At 73.3% G+C, this 22,036-nt stretch carries 17 protein-coding genes and 1 tRNA gene; 14 read left to right on the top strand and 4 right to left on the bottom strand.

Annotated features, from left to right (window positions below):
* Nucleotides 1–106 precede the first annotated feature (106 nt).
* The 10 genes from ABT034_RS19660 to ABT034_RS19705 all read left to right on the top strand — a co-directional run bounded on the left by ABT034_RS19660 (nt 107) and on the right by ABT034_RS19705 (nt 13,995).
* Nucleotides 107–796, top strand: coding sequence for a small secreted protein (locus ABT034_RS19660; RefSeq protein ID WP_351216800.1), 690 nt, complete (start codon nt 107–109; stop codon nt 794–796).
* A gap of 35 nt (nt 797–831) precedes the next feature.
* A complete protein-coding gene (locus tag ABT034_RS19665) occupies nt 832–1,014 on the top strand; it encodes a hypothetical protein (RefSeq protein ID WP_351216802.1) in 183 nt (60 codons plus the stop codon).
* Nucleotides 1,011–2,534: a DUF7059 domain-containing protein gene (locus ABT034_RS19670; protein ID WP_351216803.1), complete on the top strand. Its 1,524-nt coding sequence runs from the start codon at nt 1,011–1,013 to the stop codon at nt 2,532–2,534. The genes ABT034_RS19665 and ABT034_RS19670 overlap by 4 nt, the downstream gene beginning before the upstream one ends.
* 406 nt (nt 2,535–2,940) lie before the next feature.
* Nucleotides 2,941–3,138: a hypothetical protein gene (locus tag ABT034_RS19675; protein WP_351216805.1), complete on the top strand. Its 198-nt coding sequence runs from the start codon at nt 2,941–2,943 to the stop codon at nt 3,136–3,138.
* A 374-nt stretch (nt 3,139–3,512) separates the two neighbouring features.
* The gene (gene topA, locus ABT034_RS19680) at nt 3,513–6,371 is read left to right on the top strand and encodes a type I DNA topoisomerase (protein WP_351216807.1); all 2,859 of its coding nucleotides are present in this window, start codon (nt 3,513–3,515) and stop codon (nt 6,369–6,371) included.
* A 121-nt stretch (nt 6,372–6,492) separates the two neighbouring features.
* Nucleotides 6,493–10,065 carry a dTMP kinase gene (tmk, locus tag ABT034_RS19685; RefSeq protein WP_351216809.1) on the top strand — a complete coding sequence of 1,191 codons (3,573 nt, stop codon included), beginning with the start codon at nt 6,493–6,495 and terminating at the stop codon, nt 10,063–10,065.
* Between the two features lie 77 nt (nt 10,066–10,142).
* Entirely contained in the window at nt 10,143–11,345 is a 1,203-nt protein-coding gene (locus ABT034_RS19690; protein ID WP_351216811.1) for a DNA polymerase III subunit delta', read from the top strand.
* A 127-nt stretch (nt 11,346–11,472) separates the two neighbouring features.
* Nucleotides 11,473–13,026, top strand: coding sequence for an alpha/beta hydrolase (locus ABT034_RS19695; RefSeq protein ID WP_351216813.1), 1,554 nt, complete (start codon nt 11,473–11,475; stop codon nt 13,024–13,026).
* Between the two features lie 79 nt (nt 13,027–13,105).
* Nucleotides 13,106–13,179 (top strand) — tRNA-Thr (locus ABT034_RS19700).
* A gap of 192 nt (nt 13,180–13,371) precedes the next feature.
* On the top strand, nt 13,372–13,995 hold the full coding sequence (locus ABT034_RS19705) for a pyridoxamine 5'-phosphate oxidase family protein (protein ID WP_351216997.1): 624 nt from the start codon (nt 13,372–13,374) through the stop codon (nt 13,993–13,995).
* 24 nt (nt 13,996–14,019) lie between these two features.
* Here ABT034_RS19705 and ABT034_RS19710 read toward each other — a convergent pair whose 3' ends face one another.
* Complete coding sequence (locus ABT034_RS19710) at nt 14,020–14,430, bottom strand: sigma factor-like helix-turn-helix DNA-binding protein (RefSeq protein ID WP_351216815.1); 411 nt, start codon at nt 14,428–14,430, stop codon at nt 14,020–14,022.
* Nucleotides 14,431–14,490: 60 nt separating this feature from the next.
* Complete coding sequence (locus ABT034_RS19715; protein WP_351216817.1) at nt 14,491–14,877, bottom strand: DUF6479 family protein; 387 nt, start codon at nt 14,875–14,877, stop codon at nt 14,491–14,493.
* A 151-nt stretch (nt 14,878–15,028) separates the two neighbouring features.
* On the opposite strand from ABT034_RS19715, the gene ABT034_RS19720 reads away from it, so the two are divergent.
* Nucleotides 15,029–15,538: a SigE family RNA polymerase sigma factor gene (locus tag ABT034_RS19720; RefSeq protein ID WP_351216819.1), complete on the top strand. Its 510-nt coding sequence runs from the start codon at nt 15,029–15,031 to the stop codon at nt 15,536–15,538.
* A gap of 154 nt (nt 15,539–15,692) precedes the next feature.
* Entirely contained in the window at nt 15,693–16,991 is a 1,299-nt protein-coding gene (locus tag ABT034_RS19725) for a hypothetical protein (RefSeq protein ID WP_351216821.1), read from the top strand.
* 112 nt (nt 16,992–17,103) lie between these two features.
* Here the strand turns inward: ABT034_RS19725 and ABT034_RS19730 are convergent, their stop codons facing one another.
* Both ABT034_RS19730 and ABT034_RS19735 read right to left on the bottom strand, forming a co-directional pair.
* Nucleotides 17,104–18,795, bottom strand: coding sequence for a bifunctional 3'-5' exonuclease/DNA polymerase (locus ABT034_RS19730; RefSeq protein ID WP_351216823.1), 1,692 nt, complete (start codon nt 18,793–18,795; stop codon nt 17,104–17,106).
* Nucleotides 18,796–18,904: 109 nt separating this feature from the next.
* Nucleotides 18,905–20,149 carry a helix-turn-helix transcriptional regulator gene (locus ABT034_RS19735; RefSeq protein ID WP_351216825.1) on the bottom strand — a complete coding sequence of 415 codons (1,245 nt, stop codon included), beginning with the start codon at nt 20,147–20,149 and terminating at the stop codon, nt 18,905–18,907.
* Between the two features lie 152 nt (nt 20,150–20,301).
* Between ABT034_RS19735 and ABT034_RS19740 the strand changes: the two genes are divergently transcribed.
* Nucleotides 20,302–21,231 carry an NADP-dependent oxidoreductase gene (locus ABT034_RS19740; RefSeq protein ID WP_351216827.1) on the top strand — a complete coding sequence of 310 codons (930 nt, stop codon included), beginning with the start codon at nt 20,302–20,304 and terminating at the stop codon, nt 21,229–21,231.
* A gap of 187 nt (nt 21,232–21,418) precedes the next feature.
* A complete protein-coding gene (locus tag ABT034_RS19745; RefSeq protein ID WP_351216828.1) occupies nt 21,419–21,982 on the top strand; it encodes a GNAT family N-acetyltransferase in 564 nt (187 codons plus the stop codon).
* The last annotated feature ends 54 nt before the right edge of the window (nt 21,983–22,036 follow it).

The following is a 22,036-nucleotide window of genomic DNA, read 5'->3' on the forward strand; positions in this document are numbered from 1 at the left end:
TGGTTCAAAAGGCTGCAATCCGGGGTGAATCAGTCGTACGAAAGGTGGAAGTAGCCCGTTCGGCGTGTATGTTCCGGGGCCGAGAGCCTTGGAAGGGACCGATCCGGTGAACAAGAAGCTTGCGGCCGCACTGTCCGGCGGCGCGGTACTGGTGCTCGTGCTGTCGGGTTGCAGCGACGACGAGGGCGACAAGGTGGGTGACTGGGCGAAGACGTTCTGCGATCAGGCGAAGCCTCAGATCCAGAAGCGGGCCGACGCCCATCAGATCATCATCTCGACGGCTGCGGACAGCAAGCCCGCCGAGATCCAGGCCGCCGACTCGAAGGCGTTCCAGGACATCGCCAACGCCGACCGGGCGCTGGCCAAGGCCGTGGAGAGCGCCGGGGTCCCGCCCGTCGAGAACGGCCAGAAGATCCAGCAGGACGCGATCAAGGAGCTCAACGCCACCGCGGTGGCGTACGAGGGGCTCAAGAAGCAGGTCGACGCGCTGGACCCGTCGAACCAGCAGAAGTTCGCGGACGGCCTCCAGGGTGTCGCCGACGGTCTGACGAAGATCGAGAAGATGGACCAGAACGCCCTGGCCAAACTGGAGGACGGCGAGCTGGGTCAGGCGATGGCCAAGCAGCCCGGCTGCCAGAAGCCCACGGCCTCGACCCCGCCGAAGACCACCGGCTCCGCCTCCCCGCAGCCCGGCACCACCGCCGCGGACTCGGACAAGGGGTCGGACGCCGAGCCCGCAGGGAACTCCTCCACGAAGCCGGCGGCCAAGAAGACCACGGCGACCAAGAGCGAGTAGCAGGCACACGGCGGCGGTCGGGTCCCGAGTCGGAGGTGGCCGGGACCGCGGTCGGCGGCAGGGCCGCCGCTCCCGACTCCTCGCCGGCCGCCTACCCGTCGGCCGCCTACCCGTCGGCCGCCGACCCGCCGGCCGCCGACCCGCCAGCCGTCGATCCGGCGGCCGTCGTCGGGTCGGCCGCCCCGATGTCGGTGGCGGCGGTCACAATGGAGCGGTGAGTACGACCAGCCTGCCTCCCCGCCTCCCGGTGCCCGCGCACGCCGCCCGTCTGCGCGAGGCCCTGCTCGCCGCCGACTTCACCGCCGACGGGCTGCTCGACCTGCTCGGCGCCCCCGCCTACGCGGCGCTCGCCCGGAGCGAGACCGTGCCCGCTCTGCGCGCCACCCGCGGCGACTCCCCGCTGGAGACCCTCGTCCGGCTCTTCCTGCTCCAGGAGGCCGTCGCGCACGACCGGGCCGCCGCCGCGCTCCCGCTCGACGTGGCCCTCGCCGACGGCTGGGTGGTCCGCGAGGACGACACCGTGTCCGCGACGGTCGACATCCGGCCGTACGGCGGGCCTGACGGCGAGGACTGGTTCATCGTCTCCGACCTGGGCTGCGCCGTCGGCGGAGCCGGGGGCATCGGCAAGAAGGACGAAGGCGTCGTCCTCGGCGTCGGCGGGGCGTCCACCACCCTCGCCGGCATCACGGTCCGTACGCCGGTCTCCTCCGCGCTCGACCTCGGCACCGGCTCCGGCATCCAGGCGCTGCACGCCGCCCAGCACGCCACCCTGGTCACCGCGACCGACCTCAACCCGCGCGCCCTGGACTTCACCCGGCTGACGCTCGCCCTCTCCGGGGCCCGGGAGGCCGAGTTGCTCACGGGCTCGCTGTTCGAGCCGGTCGACAGCGACACGTACGACCTGATCGTCTCCAACCCGCCGTTCGTGATCTCCCCCGGCGCCCGGCTCACCTACCGGGACGGCGGGATGGGCGGCGACGACCTGTGCCGCACGCTCGTGCAGGAGGCGGGCGAGCGGCTCAACGACGGCGGGTACGCCCAGTTCCTCGCCAACTGGCAGCACGTCGAGGGCGAGGAGTGGCAGGAGCGGCTGCGGTCCTGGGTGCCACGCGGCTGCGACGCCTGGATCGTGCAGCGGGAGGTCCAGGACGTCACCCAGTACGCGGAGCTGTGGCTGCGGGACAGCGGCGACCACCGCGGGGACCCGCACGCGTACCGGCTGGCGTACGAGGCCTGGCTCGACGAGTTCGAGGCCCGCAAGACGCGCGCGGTGGGCTTCGGCTGGATCACGATCCGGCGGAACGAGGCCGTGGCCTCCGGCGCCGTCGAGCCCTCGATCGTCATCGAGGAGTGGCCGCACCCCGTCGAGCAGCCCCTCGGACCCACCGTCCGCGCCCACTTCGAGCGCCAGGACTATCTGCGCGGTCACGACGACGCGGCCCTCCTCGCCGGCCGGTTCACGCTCGCGCCCGAGGTCGTGCAGGAGCAGGTCGGGCTTCCGGGCGCCGAGGACCCCGAGCACGTCGTGCTCCGGCAGAACCGGGGCATGCGCCGCGCCACCAAGGTGGACCACGTCGGTGCCGGGTTCGCCGGTGTGTGCGACGGCACGCTCAGCGCGGGCCGCATCCTCGACGCGATCGGTCAGTTGATGGGCGAGGACCCGGTGATACTGCGGGACCGCACCCCGCAGGCGATCCGGCTGCTCGTGGAGGAGGGCTTCCTGCTGCCCGTCGACTGAGCCCCTCACCGGAGACGCCGGGGAGGCGCGCACGTTCCGCTTCCCCGGCGCCACGCGGCTTGCCGTCGCCGCCGGGGCGGCCCGCCGACCGGCCCCGTCCGACCGGGCCGCCCCGCTCATGGGCGGGGGAACGTGCTGGTCGGGCGGCTTGTCCGGGTTCCTCGCCCCCGCCGGCTCGCCCAGGGAGACGGCGGGCAGCGACCGCCGCTCCCGCCGCGTCGGGAGCGCCGCCACGCAGCTTCCGCCTCCGGTCTGGAGGCAAGGGGCGGATCACTACCGGCCATCTTCGTGAAACCGCGCGGGACGCTCCGCGTCGTTCACCCGGAATTCGCACCCTCGACGCCCGGAGGTGTCAGCCTCGGCTACGGGAGACGAACACCGCACGCGGACGGAACGGGGTACGGACATGGAGAGCGGGCCGGCGATTTTCGCGGGGACGGCGTTCACGCTGTTCGGAGGCGCGCTGCTGCTGTGGACCACCGTGCGGACGTTGCATCGCGAGCCCGTCGCGTACGGGGTCGCCCCCCGTACCGCCGTCGCGCTGACGAGCCTCTTCGGCGCCGGCTTCCTCCTCCTCGGCGTCTGGTGCTTCGCCCGGCTCTGATCCCGCCCAGGATCCCGCCCAGGCACTTGTCCAGGATTTCTTCCCGGACCCCGCGCCGGACCCCTCCCCGGACCCCTCCCCGGACCCCTCTCCAGATCTCTTCCCAGTCTCTTCCCAGGTCGCTTCCGGACCTTCGTGATCTTTCGCCGGAGCCCCCGGCGACGACGTCCCGCCCCGCCCGACCGGGAGTCCGGGCGGCAGGAATGCCAAAACTCGGGTTACCGTTCGAGTGGCCGTTGCGGGCTTTCGCCGTTTGACACGGGGGCGGGTTGTACCGTCACACTCCGCAGCGATGGGAGCGTCACCGTCCGTGTCGCTGCCGTGCGTGCCAGCGCTACGTGCCAGAGAGTGTCGATCCGGAGAGAAGAGCGAAGTTGTCCCCGACCAGCGAGACCGCACACGTCGGCCGCCGACTCGTCATCGTCGAGTCGCCTGCCAAGGCGAAGACGATCAAGGGCTACCTCGGCCCGGGTTACGTGGTCGAGGCGAGCGTCGGGCACATCCGTGACCTTCCCAGCGGCGCCGCCGAGGTGCCCGAGAAGTACACCGGCGAGGTGCGCCGCCTCGGGGTCGACGTCGAGCACGACTTCCAGCCCATCTACGTCGTCAACGCCGACAAGAAGGCGCAGGTCAGGAAGCTCAAGGAGCTGCTCGCCGAGTCCGACGAGCTCTACCTCGCCACCGATGAGGACCGCGAGGGCGAGGCCATCGCGTGGCACCTCCAGGAAGTCCTGAAGCCCAAGGTCCCGGTCCACCGGATGGTCTTCCACGAGATCACCAAGGACGCGATCCGCGAGGCCGTCGCCAACCCGCGCGAGCTGAACCAGCGCATGGTCGACGCCCAGGAGACCCGCCGCATCCTCGACCGCCTGTACGGCTACGAGGTCTCGCCGGTCCTGTGGAAGAAGGTCATGCCGCGGCTGTCCGCCGGCCGCGTGCAGTCCGTCGCCACCCGGCTCGTCGTCGAGCGGGAGCGCGAGCGCATCGCCTTCCGTTCCGCCGAGTACTGGGACCTCACCGGCACCTTCGGCACCGGCCGCTCCGGTGACGCCTCCGACCCGTCCCAGTTGGTCGCCCGCCTCGCCGCGGTCGACGGCAAGCGGATCGCGCAGGGCCGTGACTTCGGCGCCGACGGGCGTCTGAAGAGCGAGGCCGTGCTCCACCTGGACGAGGCGAACGCGCGGACGCTCGCCGCCGCGCTCACCGACACCGCGTTCTCGGTGCGCTCGGTCGAGTCGAAGCCGTACCGCCGCTCCCCGTACGCCCCCTTCCGCACCACCACCCTCCAGCAGGAGGCGAGCCGCAAGCTGGGCTTCGGTGCGAAGGCGACCATGCAGGTGGCGCAGAAGCTGTACGAGAACGGCTTCATCACCTACATGCGTACGGACTCCACGATCCTGTCCGACACCGCCGTCACGGCGGCGCGGGCGCAGGTCACGCAGCTGTACGGCGCCGACTACCTGCCGGAGAAGCCCCGCGTCTACGCGGGCAAGGTCAAGAACGCGCAGGAGGCGCACGAGGCGATTCGTCCTTCGGGTGATCGTTTCCGCACTCCGGCGGAGACCGGTCTGACCGGTGACCAGTTCCGGCTCTACGAGCTGATCTGGAAGCGGACCGTCGCCTCCCAGATGAAGGACGCGACTGGTAACTCGGTCACCGTGAAGATCGGCGGCCGGGCGTCCGACGGCCGTGACGCCGAGTTCAGCGCGTCCGGCAAGACGATCACCTTCCACGGCTTCATGAAGGCGTACGTGGAAGGCGCCGACGACCCGAACGCGGAGCTCGACGACCGCGAGCGGCGCCTGCCGCAGGTCGCCGAGGGCGACGCGCTGACCGCCGACGGCATGACCGTCGACGGCCACGCGACCAAGCCGCCGGCCCGCTACACCGAGGCCTCGCTGGTCAAGGAGCTGGAAGAGCGCGAGATCGGCCGCCCTTCGACGTACGCGTCGATCATCGGCACGATCCTCGACCGCGGCTATGTCTTCAAGAAGGGCACGGCGCTCGTGCCGTCCTTCCTGAGCTTCGCCGTCGTCAACCTCCTGGAGAAGCACTTCGGGCGGCTCGTCGACTACGACTTCACGGCCAGGATGGAGGACGACCTCGACCGCATCGCACGCGGTGAGGCCCAGTCCGTGCCGTGGCTGAAGCGCTTCTACTTCGGTGAGGGCGGAGAGGGCGGGGCCGGCGCGGTCGCCCCCGGCGGTGCGGCGGACGCCGGGAACGGCGACGGCGACCACCTCGGCGGCCTCAAGGAGCTCGTCACCGACCTCGGCGCGATCGACGCCCGCGAGATCTCGTCCTTCCCCGTCGGCAACGACATCGTGCTGCGCGTCGGCCGCTACGGCCCGTACGTCGAGCGCGGCGAGAAGGAGGCCGAGGGCCACCAGCGCGCCGACGTCCCCGAGGAGCTCGCGCCCGACGAGCTGACCGTCGAGCTCGCGGAGGAGCTGCTCGCCAAGCCGAGCGGTGACTTCGAGCTGGGCGCCGACCCGGTCAGCGGCAACCAGATCGTCGCGAAGGACGGCCGCTACGGCCCGTACGTCACGGAGATCCTGCCCGAGGGCACCCCGAAGACCGGCAAGAACGCGGTGAAGCCGCGCACGGCCTCCCTCTTCAAGTCGATGTCCCTCGACACCGTCACCCTGGAGGACGCGCTCCGGCTGATGTCCCTGCCCAGGGTCGTCGGCGCCGACGCCGAGGGCGTCGAGATCACCGCGCAGAACGGCCGCTACGGCCCGTACCTCAAGAAGGGCACGGACTCGCGGTCGCTCACCGACGAGGAGCAGCTCTTCACGATCACCCTCGAAGAGGCGCTCGCGATCTACGCCCAGCCGAAGCAGCGGGGCCGGGCCGCGGCCAAGCCGCCGCTGAAGGAGCTGGGCACGGACCCGGTCAGCGAGAAGCCCGTGGTCGTCAAGGACGGGCGCTTCGGCCCGTACGTGACGGACGGCGAGACCAACGCCACCCTGCGGACCGACGACAGCGTGGAGACGATCACGCCAGAGCGCGGTTACGAGCTGCTCGCGGAGAAGCGGGCCAAGGGACCGGCGAAGAAGACCGCCAAGAAGGCCCCGGCGAAGAAGGCCCCGGCCAAGAAGGCCACGACCGCGAAGAAGACGGCCACCGCGGCCACCAAGACGGCGGCCAAGAAGACGGCCGCGAAGAAGACGACGATGGCGAAGAAGACCACCGCCGCCGCGAAGAAGACGGCGGCGGCGAAGCCGGAATAGGCGCAGCCGACGAGAGGGCGGGGGCGGGGGTGAAGACCCCCGCCCCCGCCTTCGTCACAGGCTCGTCCGGATGTTCGGGCGCAGGCCGCGGGGAGCAAGGCCGTCCGGATAGGGTGGACGGATGACGCGAGCAGAGCAGCCAGACCGCCTCGGCGATTCCGACGCCGCACTCGTCGCGGATTCCAGGGAGCGTGCCGTACGCGCCCTGTTGCGCCATCAGCCATTGCGCAGGTTGTGGAGCGCCCACCTCGCCGGCAGTACCGGTGACGCCCTCGCCCTCCTGGTCCTCGTCCTCCTCGGCCTCCAGGCCGCCGTGGCTGAGGGCGCGTTCGGAGGGGGCGCGCGGGGCGCCGCGTTCGCCGTGGCCGCTGTCGTCGGCGCGCGCCTGCTTGCCTCCGTCCTCTTCGGGGCCGTCCTCCTCGGGCCGCTGACCGCCCTCACCGGGCCCGGCGGCGCGCTCGACCGGCGCTGGACCATGATCGGCGCCGACGGCGTCCGGATCGCGCTGCTCGTCGTCGCGCCCCTGTGGATCGACTGGACCCCCGGCAGCGCCCTCTGGTACCTGCTCGGCACCGTCTTCGTCACCGGCGCCGCCGAGCGGCTCTGGACGATCAGCCGCGAGGGCGCCGCGCCCGCGCTGCTGCCCGCCCCGCCGATCGAGGGCGGGGCCGTACGGCCGCTGCCCGACCACCTCGGCGCGCTGCGGCGGCTCTCCCAGCGCACCGGCTTCCTCGCCGTCCCGGCCGCCGCCGCCGTGCTGCTCGTCGCCACGCTCGTCAACAACCTGCTCGGCGCCGGACTCGACTGGTTCTCGCTCCACCAGGCCGCCCTCGGCTCGTACGTCGCCGCCGGGCTGTTCGCCGCCTCCGTCACCGTCCTGTACGCGATGGCGCTGCCCGGCGGGGAGACGCCCCGGCCCCGTTCGCCCCTGGAGGGCCTGCGCCGGCCGGCCGCCGAGAAGGGCCGCACGGGAGCCGTCAAGCCGCTGGTCCTGACCTGCGCCGTCGTCGCGGGGGCCATCGCCGCGGCCGCTTCCGTCGCCGTCCTCCACGCGTACGACCTGGGCGGCGGCCCCGTCACGTACGCCCTCCTGATCCTGGCGCTCAGCGGCGCCACCGCCGTCGGCATCCGCACCGCCGGCTCCGTGCTGCCCGTGCTCTCCCGGCGCCGGCTGCTCGCCCTCGTGACCGCGGTCACCGGGATCGCGCTGATCGCGATGGGCCTGGTGCCGGACACGGCGACCGTCCTGATCCTCGCCGTCCTCGCCGGTTACGCGGCCGGGGTCGCCGCGAACACCGGCCACGTCCTCGTCGACCAGGAGACCGAGGAGCCCCGCAGGGCCCGGACCACCGAGCACCTCCAGGCCTCCGCACGGGTCGGCATGGGCATCGGCGCGCTCGCCGCCCCGCTGCTCGCCGCCGCGATCGGCCCGCACCGCCTCGCCTCCGGCGACCTCGTCCTCGCGCACGGCGGAGCGGCCTTCACGCTCGCCCTCGTCGGCGCCCTGCTGCTGCCCGTCGCCGCGCTCGTCCTCGCGAAGACCGACGACCGGGCGGGCGTCCCGCTCCGCCGCGACCTGCGCGACGCGCTGCGCGGCTCCGACCCGGCTCAGGCGCCCGCCGCCACCGGCTTCTTCATCGCCCTGGAGGGCGGCGACGGAGCCGGCAAGTCCACCCAGGTCGAGGCGCTCGCCGAGTGGATCCGGGCCAAGGGCCACGAGGTCGTCGTCACCCGCGAACCCGGCGCCACCCCGATCGGCAAGCGGCTCCGCTCGATCCTCCTCGACGTGTCGTCGGCGGGGCTCTCGAACCGCGCCGAGGCCCTGCTGTACGCGGCCGACCGCGCCGAGCACGTCGACTCCCTGGTCCGGCCCGCCCTGGAGCGGGGCGCGATCGTCCTCTCCGACCGGTACATCGACTCGTCCGTGGCCTACCAGGGTGCGGGCCGCGACCTGTCCCCGACCGAGATCTCCCGTATCTCGCGCTGGGCGACGGACGGTCTCGTACCGCACCTGACCGTGGTCCTCGACGTCTCGCCTGAGACCGCGCGGGAACGGTTCACCGAGGCGCCCGACCGCCTGGAGTCCGAGCCGCCGGAGTTCCACGCGCGCGTACGGGCCGGATTCCTCGCCCTCGCCGCCGCCGACCCCAGCCGCTACCTCGTCGTCGACGCGGGCCAGGAGCCCGAGGTCGTCACCACCGTCGTACGCCACCGGCTCGACCGGATGCTGCCGCTCTCCGAGGCCGAGGTGAAGGCCGTCGAGGAGGCCCGCCGGAAGGCCGAGGAGGAGGCGCGGCGCCGCGCGGAGGAAGAGGCCGCGCGCAAGGCCGAGGAGGAGCGCCTGGAGCGCGAGCGCCAGGAGCAGCTCGCCAAGCTCCGCGCCGAGGAGGAGGAGCGCAAGCGGCGCGAGGAGGAAGAGGCGCGCCGCCTGGAGGCCGAACGGCAGGCGGAGGAGGCCCGTCGGAAGGCCGAGGAGGCCCGTCTCGCCGCCGAGGCCGCCGCCGAGGAGGAGCGGAGGCGCCTCGCGGCCGAGGAGAAGGCCCGCAAGGAGGAGCAGGAACGGCTCCGCAAGGAGGCCGAGGAAGAGGCCCGGCTGCGGGCCGAGGCGGAGGAACGCCGCCTGGAGAAGCAGCGCAAGGCGGAGGAGGCCCTGCTCCGGGCCGAGGAGGCCCGCCGGATGGCCGAGGCCGCCGCAGCCGCGAAGGCGGCGGAGGAGGCAGCGGCGAAGGCCGCAGCGGAGAAGATCGCGGCCGAGGCCGCAGCCAAGGCCGCGGCGGAACGCGCGGCGGCCGAGCGGGACGCGGCGGAGAAGGCCGCGGCTCAGCGGGCCGAGGCGGCGAAGGCGGCCCGGGAACGGGCGGCGGCCGAGAAGAAGGCGGCCGAGAAGGAGGCCGCGGCGAAGGCCGCGGCGGCGGAGAAGGCGGCGGCCCAGCGGGACGCGGCGGAGAAGGCCGCGGAGACGGTGGCGGCCGAGAAGGCCGCTGAGCAGGCCGCAGAGCAGGCGGCCCGCGCCGCGCGCGCCGCCGGCGTGTCCGCCGACGAGGTCACCGTGGCGACCCCGATCGTGAAGCCGGACGCGAGGGCGGACCGCCCCGCGGACCCGCGCGTGGGCCGTGCGGCGGATCCGCGGGCGGATCGCGTGACGGACGCGCGCGTGGACCGGGCGCCGGACGCGCCGACCGTCTCCCCCGACGAGGTCACCGTGGCCACGCCGATCGTGAAGACCACGAAGCCGGATGCCGAGACGGCCGCCCTGCCCCGGATCCGGGAGACGCGCGGCGCCGACGAGACCACGGTCCTGCGCCGCGTACGGGACACCGATGTGCCTGCCGTACGGGACAACGACGTACCTCCGGTACGGGACAACGGCGTGCCTCCGGTACGGGACACCGAGGAGACCGCTGTCATCCCGCCCGTGCGCGACACGGAGGAGACCGCCGTGCTCCCGCCCGTACGGGACACCCGGGCGTCCGACCCCGTCGACCGGGTGCCGCCGGGCATCTTCCGGGACGCGCGGGAGGAGCCGCACGGCGCGAACGACCGGACCCGTGAGCTGCCCCAGCTCGACGAGAACGGCAGGCCGCGCCGCTCCGACTGGGCCGAGGACACCCCCCTCGACGACCTGCCGACGCTGGCGGACGAGCTGTTCGGCCCGCACGACGACGAGGACGAGGGGCCTCGGCGCCGCCGCTGACGGGCAGGGCCCCGACTCCGGCGGGGCCTGTCAGTGGGCTGCCCCACAATGGAGGACGTACCTGAGGAGGGGCAGACATGGCCGTATGGGACGACCTGGTCGGACAGACACGGGTCGAGGAGCAGCTCGCCGCCGCCGCGCGGGACGCCGACGCGCTCGTGACCGCCCATGCCGCAGGTGAGCCCGATCCCGACGCGTCGAAGATGACCCATGCCTGGCTCTTCACCGGTCCGCCGGGGTCGGGGAGGGCGACGGCGGCGCGGGCGTTCGCCGCCGCGCTGCAGTGCGTGAGCCCCGACCGGGCCCTCGGCGGGGCACCGGGCTGCGGGTTCTGCGACGGCTGCCACACCACCCTCGTCGGCACCCACGCGGACGTGGAGATCGTCCGTACGGACCTGCTGTCCATCGGCGTCAAGGACACCCGCGCCCTCGTCCGCCGCGCCCAGCTCTCCCCGGCCGGCGGGCGCTGGCAGGTCATCGTCCTGGAGGATGCCGACCGGCTGACCGAGGGCGCGGGCAACGTGCTCCTGAAGGCCGTCGAGGAGCCCGCCCCCCGCACGGTCTGGCTGCTCTGCGCGCCCTCCCTCGAGGACGTGCTGCCCACGATCCGCTCCCGCTGCCGGCACCTGTCCCTGCGCACCCCACCCGTGGAGGCGGTCGCGGACGTCCTGGTGCGGCGCGACGGCATCGAGCCGGAGGCGGCGCTGGCCGCTGCCCGCGCCACCCAGGGGCACATCGACCGGGCCCGGCGGCTCGCGACGGACGAGCGGGCCCGCGCGCGCAGAGCCGTCGTCCTCAAGCTGCCGCTGCGCGTCGACGACATCGGCGGCTGCCTCAGGGCCGCCCAGGAGCTGGTGGACGCGGCCGCCGAGGACGCGAAGCAGGTCGCGGAGGAGGTCGACGTCAAGGAGACGGACGAGCTGAAGGCGGCGCTCGGCGCGTCCCAGGGCGGCCGGATGCCGCGCGGTACGGCCGGTGCGATGAAGGAGCTGGAGGAGCGGCAGAAACGGCGCAGGACGCGTACGCAGCGCGACAGCCTGGACCTCGCGCTCACCGACCTCACCGGCTTCTACCGCGATGTCCTCGCCCTTCAGCTCCGCTCGCGTTCGGCCCTCGCCAACACGGACGTGCGGGACGCGATCGAGCGGATCGCCCGCGACACCCCCCCGGAGCGCACCCTCCGCCGTATCGAGGCGGTCCTGGCCTGCCGTGAGGCCCTCGACCGGAACGTGGCGCCGCTGCTCGCGGTGGAGGCGATGACGATGGCGCTGCGGGGCTGAACCGGACGGCGTAGGGGGACGGCGTAGGGGAGGTCGTAGGGGAGGGCATGGGGTCGGCACAGGGGACGGCATGGGGAGGGATGACGCGATTGGACACGGTACGTACCCGTCCGGATACGCTCCGGGAATGGACTCCAGGCGTTTGCTCCGTACGTCCGCGTCGGCCCTCGCGGCCGCCGGGCTGATCCTCTCCGGCTGCACGGGCGGAAGCGACGCGGCGGCGTCCCGCACCACGGCGGCCCGGCCGGCCGCCCCTTCCTCCTCGCCGGAGGCCCTGAAGACGTTCTACTCCCAGAAGCTGATGTGGCGTGACTGCGGAGTCGAGGGTTTCCAGTGCGCGACCCTGCGCGCCCCGCTCGACTACGCGAAGCCGGACGGGGGCGAGGTGAAGCTGGCCGTCTCGCGGGTCCGGGCGACCGGCCCCGGTGAGCGGCTCGGTTCGCTCCTGGTCAACCCGGGCGGCCCCGGGGGCTCCGCCGTCGGCTATCTCCAGGGGTACGCGGGCATCGGCTATCCCTCACCCGTCCGGGCCCGCTACGACATGGTGGCCGTCGACCCGCGCGGAGTCGCCCGCAGCGAGCCCGTCGACTGTCTGACGGGCCCGCAGATGGACACGTACACGCAGGTCGACCAGACCCCCGACGACGCCGCCGAGACCACCGCGCTCAGTGCCGCCTTCAAGGAGTTCGCGGCCGGCTGCGAGAAGCGCTCGGGGAAGATCCTGCCGCACGTCTCCACCGTCGAGACGGCCCGTGACATGGACATCCTGCGGGCGGTGCTCGGCGACGCGAAGCTCAGCTACGTGGGGGCGTCGTACGGCACGTTCCTCGGCGCCACCTACGCCGAACTCTTCCCGGACCGGGTCGGCCGCCTCGTCCTCGACGGGGCCATGGACCCGTCCCTGCCCGCGGTCGACCTCAACCGCGACCAGACCGCCGGCTTCGAGACCTCGTTCCGGGCCTTCGCCGCCGACTGCGTCCGCCAGCCGGACTGCCCCCTGGGCACCGGTTCGGTGGAGGCGGCCGGCGAGGCGCTGAAGAAGTTCTTCCGCGACGTGGACGCGGAGCCCGTGCCCACCGGCGAGAGCCGCCCGCTCGGCGAGTCCCTCGCCACCACGGGCGTGATCGCGGCGATGTACGACGAGGGGGCCTGGCCCCAGCTGCGGGAGGCCCTCACCCGGGCGATCGGCGGCGAGGGCTCCGGCCTCCTCGCGCTGGCCGACAGCTACTACGAGCGTGAGCCGGACGGCACGTACGCCAACCTCATGTTCGCCAACGCCGCCGTGAACTGCCTGGACCTGCCGCCCGCCTACGGAGGTCCCGCCGACGTCGAGAAGGCCGTCCCGTCCTTCGAGAAGGCCTCCCCGATCTTCGGCAAGGGCCTCGCCTGGGCGGCCCTCAACTGCACGTCCTGGCCGGCCCCGCCCACCGGCCGCCCCCACCGCATCACCGCGGAGGGCGCCGCCCCGATCCTGGTCGTCGGCACCACCCGCGACCCGGCCACCCCGTACAAGTGGGCCCAATCCCTCGCCGCCCAGCTCTCCTCCGGCACCCTCCTGACCTACGAGGGCGACGGCCACACGGCGTACGGCCGGGGCAGCGACTGCGTCGACACGGCGATCAACACGTACCTCCTGGAAGGCACCCCTCCGCAAGCCGGAAAGCGCTGCTCGCAGGCATGATCCGGGGGTGGTCGGAGCACCCCGCGAAACTGTGTAGACTTGGCGGCGCTGCTGCACCCAACATGGGTCTGCACGGCACGCCGCCTTAGCTCAGCTGGCCAGAGCAACGCACTCGTAATGCGTAGGTCTCGGGTTCGAATCCCGAAGGCGGCTCGGAATTACCCCAGGACTCACTCGCCGTGACCTGGGGTTTTTTCATGCCCTGGGGCTCTGAGGCCCCGGGGCTTTTCGGTCGGGGAACAGGGAGCCAGGGGGGTAAATGTGAGCGACACCGTCACGAGCACCGTCACGTCCGGCAGTGGCGAGGAGGAGCTCGTCGTCACCGAGCGGACCCGGTTGCGGCGGATGCGGGAGAAGGGGAGTCATCGGCGGGCCGATCTGGAGGCCGTGCTCGGGGCCGGGTTCCTCTGCCATCTCGGGGTCACCGTCGACGGCACGCCGATGGTGGTGCCGACCGCGTACGGGGTGGACGGCGGGCAGCTGTACCTGCACGGTTCGGTCGCCAGCCGCAGTCTCGTCCAGGCGCCCGACGCCACCGTGTGCGTCACGGTCACCCATGTCGACGGGCTCGTGCTCGCCCGCTCCGTGTTCGAGCACGGGGTCAACTACCGCTGCGCGATGATCTACGGCGTACCCCGCCTGGTCACCGACCCGGACGAGAAGCTGCGCGGCCTCCGGGCGCTCACCGAGCAGAGCTCGCCGGGGCAGTGGGAGTACGTGCGGCAGCCCAGCCGCAAGGAGCTGGCCGCGACCGCGGTCATCGCGCTCGATCTCACCGAGGCCTCGGTCAAGACCCGGAGCGGCCCGCCGGACGACGGGGACTCCGAGGACGCGGCGCTCGGCCTGTGGGCGGGGGTGCTGCCGGTGGTCACCACGTTCGGCGACCCGGTCACCGACCCCGTCCTGCCCCCGGACTCCGTGCCGCCCGCCCATGTCGCCTCGCGCGCGGGGCGTGTTCTGGGGGAGTGAGGCGGGGAGTGTGACCCCGGTCGGCTAGACGGCTTCCGGCATTTCCTCCGCGTCCCGCAGTCGGTGTCTGGCCCGGCCCGCGAGGCGGCGGGCGGCGACCGGGGCGTGCTCCAGGATCGGGGCGATCTCCTCGTACGGGACCTGGAACTCGTCGTGGAGGACGAACGCCAGCCGTTCCGGGGGCGTCAGCCCGTCCAGAGCCGCCGGCTCTCCGGGGGTCCGGCCCGGGGGGTCGTCGTGGTGCGTCTCTCGGGCGCGGAGCCGGGTCAGGCAGGCCGCGGCCACGGCGATGGTCGGATCGTCCGGCCACCGCCGGCTGCTTCTCGCCTCCTCCACCGCCTCGTCGGCCTCGGCGTACGTGCCGAGCAGGCGGTACGCCACCGCCCGGAGGCGCGCCTCCGGAGCGGTGGTGGTGGGGACGGCTCTGTCATCCACGGGATACGGCCTCCGTCGTCAGGGAAGGCAACGACTACGGCTTCGAGAGGGTTGGTCGCGTCAGTCGCCGTGGCCGGTGCCCCCGCTGCCGAAGCCTCCGCTGGAGATCCCGCCCCACTTGCGCTTCTCCTCGCTCGGCGGTTCCGGCGAGGTTTCCGTGCTGCCGGCGTTCTTGAGCTGGTACGGCATGAGCCGGTGTTCGCCGTCGGTCTGCGGCATCTCGGCCGGTCGGCGGTATTCGGACATCTCACCGGGCAGCCGGTCGGTCTCCGGCCGCTGCGGCTGCTCGTCCGGCTTGGGCGTGCGGGATTCGCGGTCGCGGACCCGGAATCCGAGGTAGACCGCCCCGATCAGTACGAAGACCACGACGAGCCCGGCGAGGAACTGGCCGAGGCCTGACTGCCAGACTCCCGCGGCCAGGGTCTGGGCTGCGCTGAGAGTGTTCATACAAGGGGATTACCCGATTCCGGTTCTTTGGATGCGTCGAGTGGGGCGCGGCGAAAAAATCCGCGATCGGCGCTGAAACATTTGCCCGCCCCCGTCGCGTCAATGAGGTGTACGGCGACCACACCACGTGACCACGAGGGAAAGGAGGGGCATGAGAAAGTCCCGCGTGGACGAGTTCCTGGAGTTCGCCTCCGCACGCTCGGGCCATCTGTTTCGCTCGGCGTGCCTGCTGACCAGCGGGGACACACACCTCGCCGAGGACCTCACGCAGGAGACGCTCGGCCGGATGTACGCCCTGTGGGGCCGCATCGCACGGATAGGCAACCCCGCCGCGTACGCCCAGACCGTGCTCGTCCGCACGTTCCTCAGCCACCAGCGGCGCCGCTCGGCCACCGAACGCCCGCTCGGCGAACTTCCCGACCGCGCCCCCGACACCGGTGAGGACCCGGCGCTCCGGATCGCGCTGCTCGACGCGCTCGCCGGACTCGCGCCCAAGGACCGTGCGGTCGTCGTGCTGCGGTACTGGGAGGACCGCAGCATCGAGGAGACCGCCGACGCGCTGCACGTCAGCTCCGCCGCGGTACGCACCCGCTCCGTACGGGCGCTCGGAAAGCTGCGGGAGCGGCTCGGCGGCAGCATCGCCGAGTTCGCCGCCCGCTGACCACGGACGTTCGGGCGGGTAGCGCCTGCACTGCCTGCCCTGCCTGCCCTGCCTGAACCTCCTGCACCGCCTGCCCTGCCTGAACCTCCCGCACCGCCTGTATCTCTCGCACCACCCCCCGCCCTTCCCACCAACCGGAGACGGTGAATTCGACATGCCTCAGAACGACCACCCTCAGCACGAGGGATTCGAGGAGGAGCTCGGCGCGGTCCTGCGCCGCACCGGTGACGGCTTCGCCGCCGACGACCGGCGCGAGCTGGTCACCGGCGGCCTCCAGCGCGGCCGGCGCCGCCTCGTCCGCCGCCGCCTCGCCGTGACCGGCGGCGCCCTCGCGCTCGCCGCCATCGGCATCGGCGGGGTGTACGGCGGCTCTCTGCTCTCGCCCGCCGGAGCGCCGGAGCGCGTCTCCGTGGCGGCCCCCAGCGGCCCCAAGCCGACCAAGGGCACCGGGCAGGCCGAGACCGTGCCGAACAAGCCGTACCAGGCCCAGATCCCCGTCAAGGACCTCGCGGCCGTCCTCCAGGCCAACACCCCGGCCGGCACCTGGGCGATCGACAACCTGGACGGCCAGGGCCAGCACGTCGGCGGCGTCTACGACGACGGGAAGGGCAAGGCCGGCGTCACCGTCGGCCTCTACCGCGCCTCCGGCGACGGCGAGGCGGGGGACGACCGGGTGACGTGCCCCTCCAGGGTCCACGTCTCCTTCGACGACTGCACCAGCGAACGCCTGCCGAACGGCGCCCGGCTGATGGTCTACCAGGGGTACGAGTACCCCGACAGGCGCGAGGAGACCAAGAACTGGCGGGCGGTCCTGCTCACCAAGGACGGCTTCCTCATCGACGCGAGCGAGTACAACGCCGCCGCCGAGAAGGGCGCCGCGATCAGCCGCGAGAACCCGCCCTTCAGCCCCGCCCAGCTGAAGGCCCTGGTCACCGCCGACGCCTGGCTGCCGCTCCTGAAGCAGCTCCCGACCGAACCGGAGATGAAGCGGCCGAGCGCCACCGACCGGGTGCCCGCCGAGCCGAGCGGCCCGGTCGTGCAGGCCACCCTGCGCTCCCTCCTGCCCAAGGGCCTCACGGTCACCGACAAGGGCGCGGAGGGTGGCTACGGCTTCGTCGTCGTCGACGACGGCAAGGGCAAGAGCCTCGTCCAGATCAACGTCCAGCCGAACATGGCGGACGTGGCCGACAGCATCTTCGGCAGCGGGGACGTCACCACGCTCCCCGACGGCCGTAGGGTCAAGCTCACCCAGCAGCCCGGTGAGAAGAGCGGCGCGGGCGTCGTGTGGTGGACCGCGGACACCATCACGCCGGCGGGCTTCCGGGTCGTCGTGTCGGCCTTCAACACCGGGGCCCAGCACGAGGACGCCACGCGCGCCAAGCCCGCGCTGACCATGGAGCAGCTGAAGGCGATCGCGCTGAGCCCGAAGTGGCAGAAGCTGCCCCTGAAGTGACGGGGGAGGCGTGGCGGTACGGGAAACCCGTACCGCCGCGCCGCACCGCGCCTCGTCAGGGACCGGGCCCTCGCGCCTCCTCGGCGTGCGCGTACTGCCGAAGCGGCCCGCCCTACTTGGCGTCCGCGTACCGCTCGACCGTGGCCGTCGTGAACGGGAACCGTACCGGCGTCTCCCCGAACGCGATCCGGCCCGCCTCGTCCCCTGCCGCCCGGATCGCCTCCGTGACGGCCTCCGCCTCCTCCGCCGGACAGTGCACGATCACCTCGTCGTGCTGGAAGAACACCAGCTCCGCCCGCATCCCCGCGAGCGACCGCCGCAGCGCCGCCAGCATCAGCAGCGCCCAGTCGGCCGCGCTGCCCTGCACCACGAAGTTACGGGTGAACCGGCCCCGCGCCCGCGCGTTCCCCGAGGCGTAACCGGGAACGAACTCACCCTCCTCCGCAACCGGTTCACCGCCCTCCTGCGGTAGGCCCGCCTCCCCGTCGTCGCCCGCGCCCACCGCCCGCGGGCTGGTTCTGCCCAGCCAGGTCCGCACGAGCCGGCCCTCCTCGCCCGCCTTCGCCGCATCGTCGACATACGCCACCGCGCGCGGGAAGCGGCGCCGCAGCGCCGCCAGGTTCTTCAGGCCGTCGCCGCTGGTCTGCCCGTAGATCGCGCCCAGGAGCGCGATCTTGGCGTGGTCGCGGTCGCCGGAGAAGGCCCGGTCCGAAAGCCGCGTGTAGAGGTCGTCGGGGTGCCCCGCGACCTCCATCAGGCCCGGGTCCCGGGAGATCGCGGCGAGCACGCGCGGCTCCATCTGGTCGGCGTCGGCCACCACCAGGCGCCAGCCGGGGTCCGCGACCACCGCCCGCCGGATCACCTTCGGGATCTGCAGGGCCCCGCCGCCGTTCGTCGTCCAGCGACCGCTGACCGTGCCCCCCGGCAGGTACTCCGGGCGGAAACGGCCGTCCCTCACCCAGTCCTGGAGCCATGACCAGCCGTGGGCCGTCCAGATCCGGTAGAGCTTCTTGTACGCGATCAGCGGCTCCACCGCCGGATGGTCGACCTCCTCCAGCTCCCAGCGGCGGGTCGACTTCAGCCGGACGCCCGCCTGCGCGAAGGCCTTCACCACGTCGGCGGGCAGGTCCGGCCGGACCCGGCGGCCGAAGGCTGCGGACACCTCCTCCGCGAGCTCGGCGAGGCGGCGCGGCTCGCCCCCGCCCGCGTACCGCTCGCCCAGCAGTTCGTGCAGCAGGTCCCGGTGCACGTCCGCCCGCCACGGCAGCCCCGCCCGGTGCATCTCGGCGGCCACCAGCATGCCCGCCGACTCGGCGGCCGTGAGCAGCCGCATCCTGCCCGGGTGCTCCGCCCTGTCGTGGCGGCGCAGCTGCTCCGCGTAGACCGCGAGGAGGGCGTCGAACGGTACGGAGACCACCGGCCGCGGCTCGAACAGCGAGTCCTGCGAACCGGGCTCGGCGCCGCGCTGCGGCGGGTCGGGGGGCACCGGCCCGTTCCGCAGGCGCGCCCAGGCCGCCGCCGCCGAACGGGGCTCGCCGAGGCGGCCCTCGTGGCCCAGGAGCAGCTGCTCGGCGTCCTCCATGTCGTAGCACCGCTCGACCCGGACGCCGGCGGCGAGCAGCCGGGGGTACACCTCGGCCGTCGACCGCCACACCCATCGGGCCACCTCGGGGCGGGTCCGTACGGCCGCCACCAGGTCCGGCTCGCGCCGCACCTCGCCGGCGGGCAGGCCGTCCGGGCCGAGGGGGACGAGCAGCGCCCCGTCCCCCTCGGCCTCGGCCGCCAGCGCCCACCTCTCGGTCATGGGTGCGAGTCTGGCACCCGGCACTGACAACGCCCGGAAGGCGAGCCGGGGGAGGGCACCGCCGTCCGGTCCTACGCGGGCGCGTGAGTCCTACGCCGCCGCGTGGGTCCTACGCGGCCGCGTGGAAGAGGGCCGCCGCCTCGCCCCGGGAGTTGACCGAGAGCTTGTTCAGGATCTTCGCGACGTGGAACTTCACCGTCGATTCGCTGATGTGCAGCTCCTCGGCGATGCGGCGGTTGCGGTGGCCCAGGGCCAGGTGGCGCAGGACCTCCACCTCCCGTTCGCCGAGGCCGGACAGCGGGTGCGCCGCCTCGACCGGGGCGGCCGGCGCCGCCAGGGGGAGCACCGCCGTGATCGTCGTGCCCCAGCCCGGGACGGCATCGATGTCGAGCCGCCCGCCGAGCACGTCGAGCCGGTCCCGGATCGTGCCCGCCCCCAGGTCGCAGGGGGCGAGCGCGCCCGCGCCGTCGTCCCGTACGGACGCCCGCAGCTCGTGTTCGGTCAGCTGCCAGCCGACGTGGATCCGGCGCACCGAGTCCTGTTCGAGCACGATCAGGAGCAGGGACCGGACGATCGACCGCGCACTGTGCGCGACGTCCGCCGCGACCGACCGGTCCGAGTCGGGCGCCCCCAGGTCGAGCCGGACCTGGCTGTGCCGCAGCATCGGCCGCAGCTCGCCGGCGAGCCGGTCGAAGGCGTCCCGGGCCGGCTCCTCCGCGAGGGCCCGGTCCCGCCGCTGCTCGGCCCGCATCTCGACCAGCGCCGAAGCGGCCAGGTCGGTCGCGGTCGTCCGGGCCGTGGTGTCGTCCAGGGCCCGGCTCCGCAACACCCCGAGGACGCCGGAGAGCGCCGCCGTGTGCGAGGCCGTCAGTTCCGCGATCACACGCGCGCGCGTGTCGGCGGCCGCCCGTGAACGGGCGAGGGCTCCCGGCAGCGCCTCCGTCGCGAACCGGTCGAAGTGCCCCGACACCAGGTCCCACAGGGCTTGCGCCACGGTGAGCGCGGCCGGGCCCACCGGGGCGGCGCCGTCCTCCCGTACGAGCACGAGAACCGCCCCGCGCACGGTCGCGTGGGTCGTGACGGCGACGACCTGCCGCTCCCGGCCGCCGATCGTCGCCGTCCCTTGCCAAGGGCTCCCGGGCACGCCCGCCGCGAGCAGCGGCGCCAGTTCGGCGGCGGTCAGCAGCTCCGTACCGCCGAGTGCCTTGAACGGGGAGTGGGCGCAGTGGGTGGAGAGTTCGGCCGCGTCCACGTGCGGGACGAGGGGCGCGAGGGCCGCCGAGACCTTAGGAAGGATCTCCCCGAGCGGCTGCCGGATGATCTCGTACGCGGTGGTCAGCGTGAGCGCGTCCATGCGGTCGAGCCTACGCGGGGAGGGCCAGGTCACGGCTGGCCTTTCGGCCAGGTGGTACTGGCCGTCGGGAGGGCGGGGGGTGGGTGGTCTGAGGCGCAGGCTGGGGCGTGTCGAGGGGCGAGAGCCGCGAACGAACCACTGTGGAGGCTGAGATGGAAGCGATCGTGTACGAGGAGTTCGGTGGCCCCGAGGTGCTGCGTCACGCGACCGGCGTCGCCGTACCGGAGCCCGGCCCCGGCGAGGTCCGCGTCAAGGTCGCGGCCGTCGGGGTCAACCCGGTGGACTGGAAGCGGCGTTACGGCTGGGTCGAGGCGTTCTACCCGACGACCTTCCCGGCCGTCCCGGGCCTGGAGTTCGCCGGCACCGTCGACAAGCTCGGTGAGGGCGTCACCGACCTGGCCGTCGGCGACGAGGTCCTCGGCTGGACGAAGACCGGCGCCTACGCCCAGTACGCCATCGCCGACCTCGTCGTGCCCAAGCCCGCAGGGCTCTCCTGGGCGGCCGCCGCGAGCCTCCCGGTGGCGGCGGAGACGGCACAGCGAGTCCTGGACCTGATCGGTGTGCGGGCGGGCGAGACCCTGTTCCTGCACGGAGCCGCGGGGGTCGTCGGCTCGGTGGGCGTGCAGCTCGCCGTCGCGGCCGGGGTCACGGTGATCGGCAGCGCGTCCGAGCCCAACCACGTCTACCTGCGCGAACTCGGCGCGATCCCCGTGGCGTACGGGGACGGTCTGGCCGACCGGGTCCGGGCGGCCGCCCCCGACGGCGTCGACGCGGTCTTCGACGCGGCCGGCCATGGGGTGCTGCCGGTCGCGATCGAGCTCCTTGGCGGGGAGGAGGGCGCTGCGAAGGAGCGGATCGCGACGATCGCGGACATCGACGCCGAGAAGCACGGCATCACCTTCACCGGGGTCATGGGCGACCCGGACGCCGTACGAGCCGGGCTCACGGCCCACGCGCGCGCGTGGGAGGCGGGCACCCTCACGATCCGGCTCGCCGAAACGCTCCCCCTGAAGGAGGCGGCACGCGCGCAGGAACTGAGCGAGTCGGGGCATGTGCGGGGCAAGTTGGTCCTGATCCCGTAGGCCCCTCGGGGGCGAGGGAGGGGAGAGGGCCGGGCGAGGGCCCGGCGTGGGCGGAGCGAGGGCCGAGCTCGGGGTGGCTCGGGGCGAACTCAGGGTGAGATCCGGGTGAGCTGGGGGTGAGTGCCGGGCGAGGGGTGGGAAGATCCTCAGCCGTGAGTGCTGGATCCGACCGTGGAAGGCGACGATGATGTACGCGACACCCCTGGGCGACGACGGAGCGGAACTGCGCCCGCTCGAACCGTGGCAGGCAGACGAGTTCCTGGCGCACATGGATCGGGGACGGGAGTTCATCGGCGCCCGCAACGGACTCCCCGACGTCGTCACGGACCTGGAGTCGAGCCGCGCCTTCCTCCGGTTGTACGCGGAGAAGACGGCCACCGACACCGGCCGCATCCACGGCATCTGGTCGGACGGCACCCTCGTCGGCGCCGTCATCCTGCGGCAGCTGGACACCGGCCAGGGCACGGCCGAGGCGGGCTGCTGGCTGGAGCCGGCGGCCGCCGGGAAGGGCCTGGTGACCCGGGCGGCGAGGGCGCTCATCGACTGGGCGATCGAGATACGGGGGATCCACCGGGTGGAGTGGGTGGTGTCCTCCGACAACGAGCCGAGCATCGCGGTGGCCCGACGGCTCGGCATGAGCAGAGAGGCGGTCCTGAGGGAGAGTTACCCCTACCGGGGACGGCTCCACGACCAGGAGGTCTGGGCGGTCCTGGCACCGGAGTGGAGGGCGGCGAAGTCCGCTGTGGGGTGAGGGGCGGGGACGTGGCGTGACTCGACGCGTGACGTCTCCCGGGGGAACCGGGTG

The organism is Streptomyces sp. NPDC002773 (assembly GCF_040295605.1).
Classification (GTDB): Bacteria; Actinomycetota; Actinomycetes; order Streptomycetales; family Streptomycetaceae; genus Streptomyces.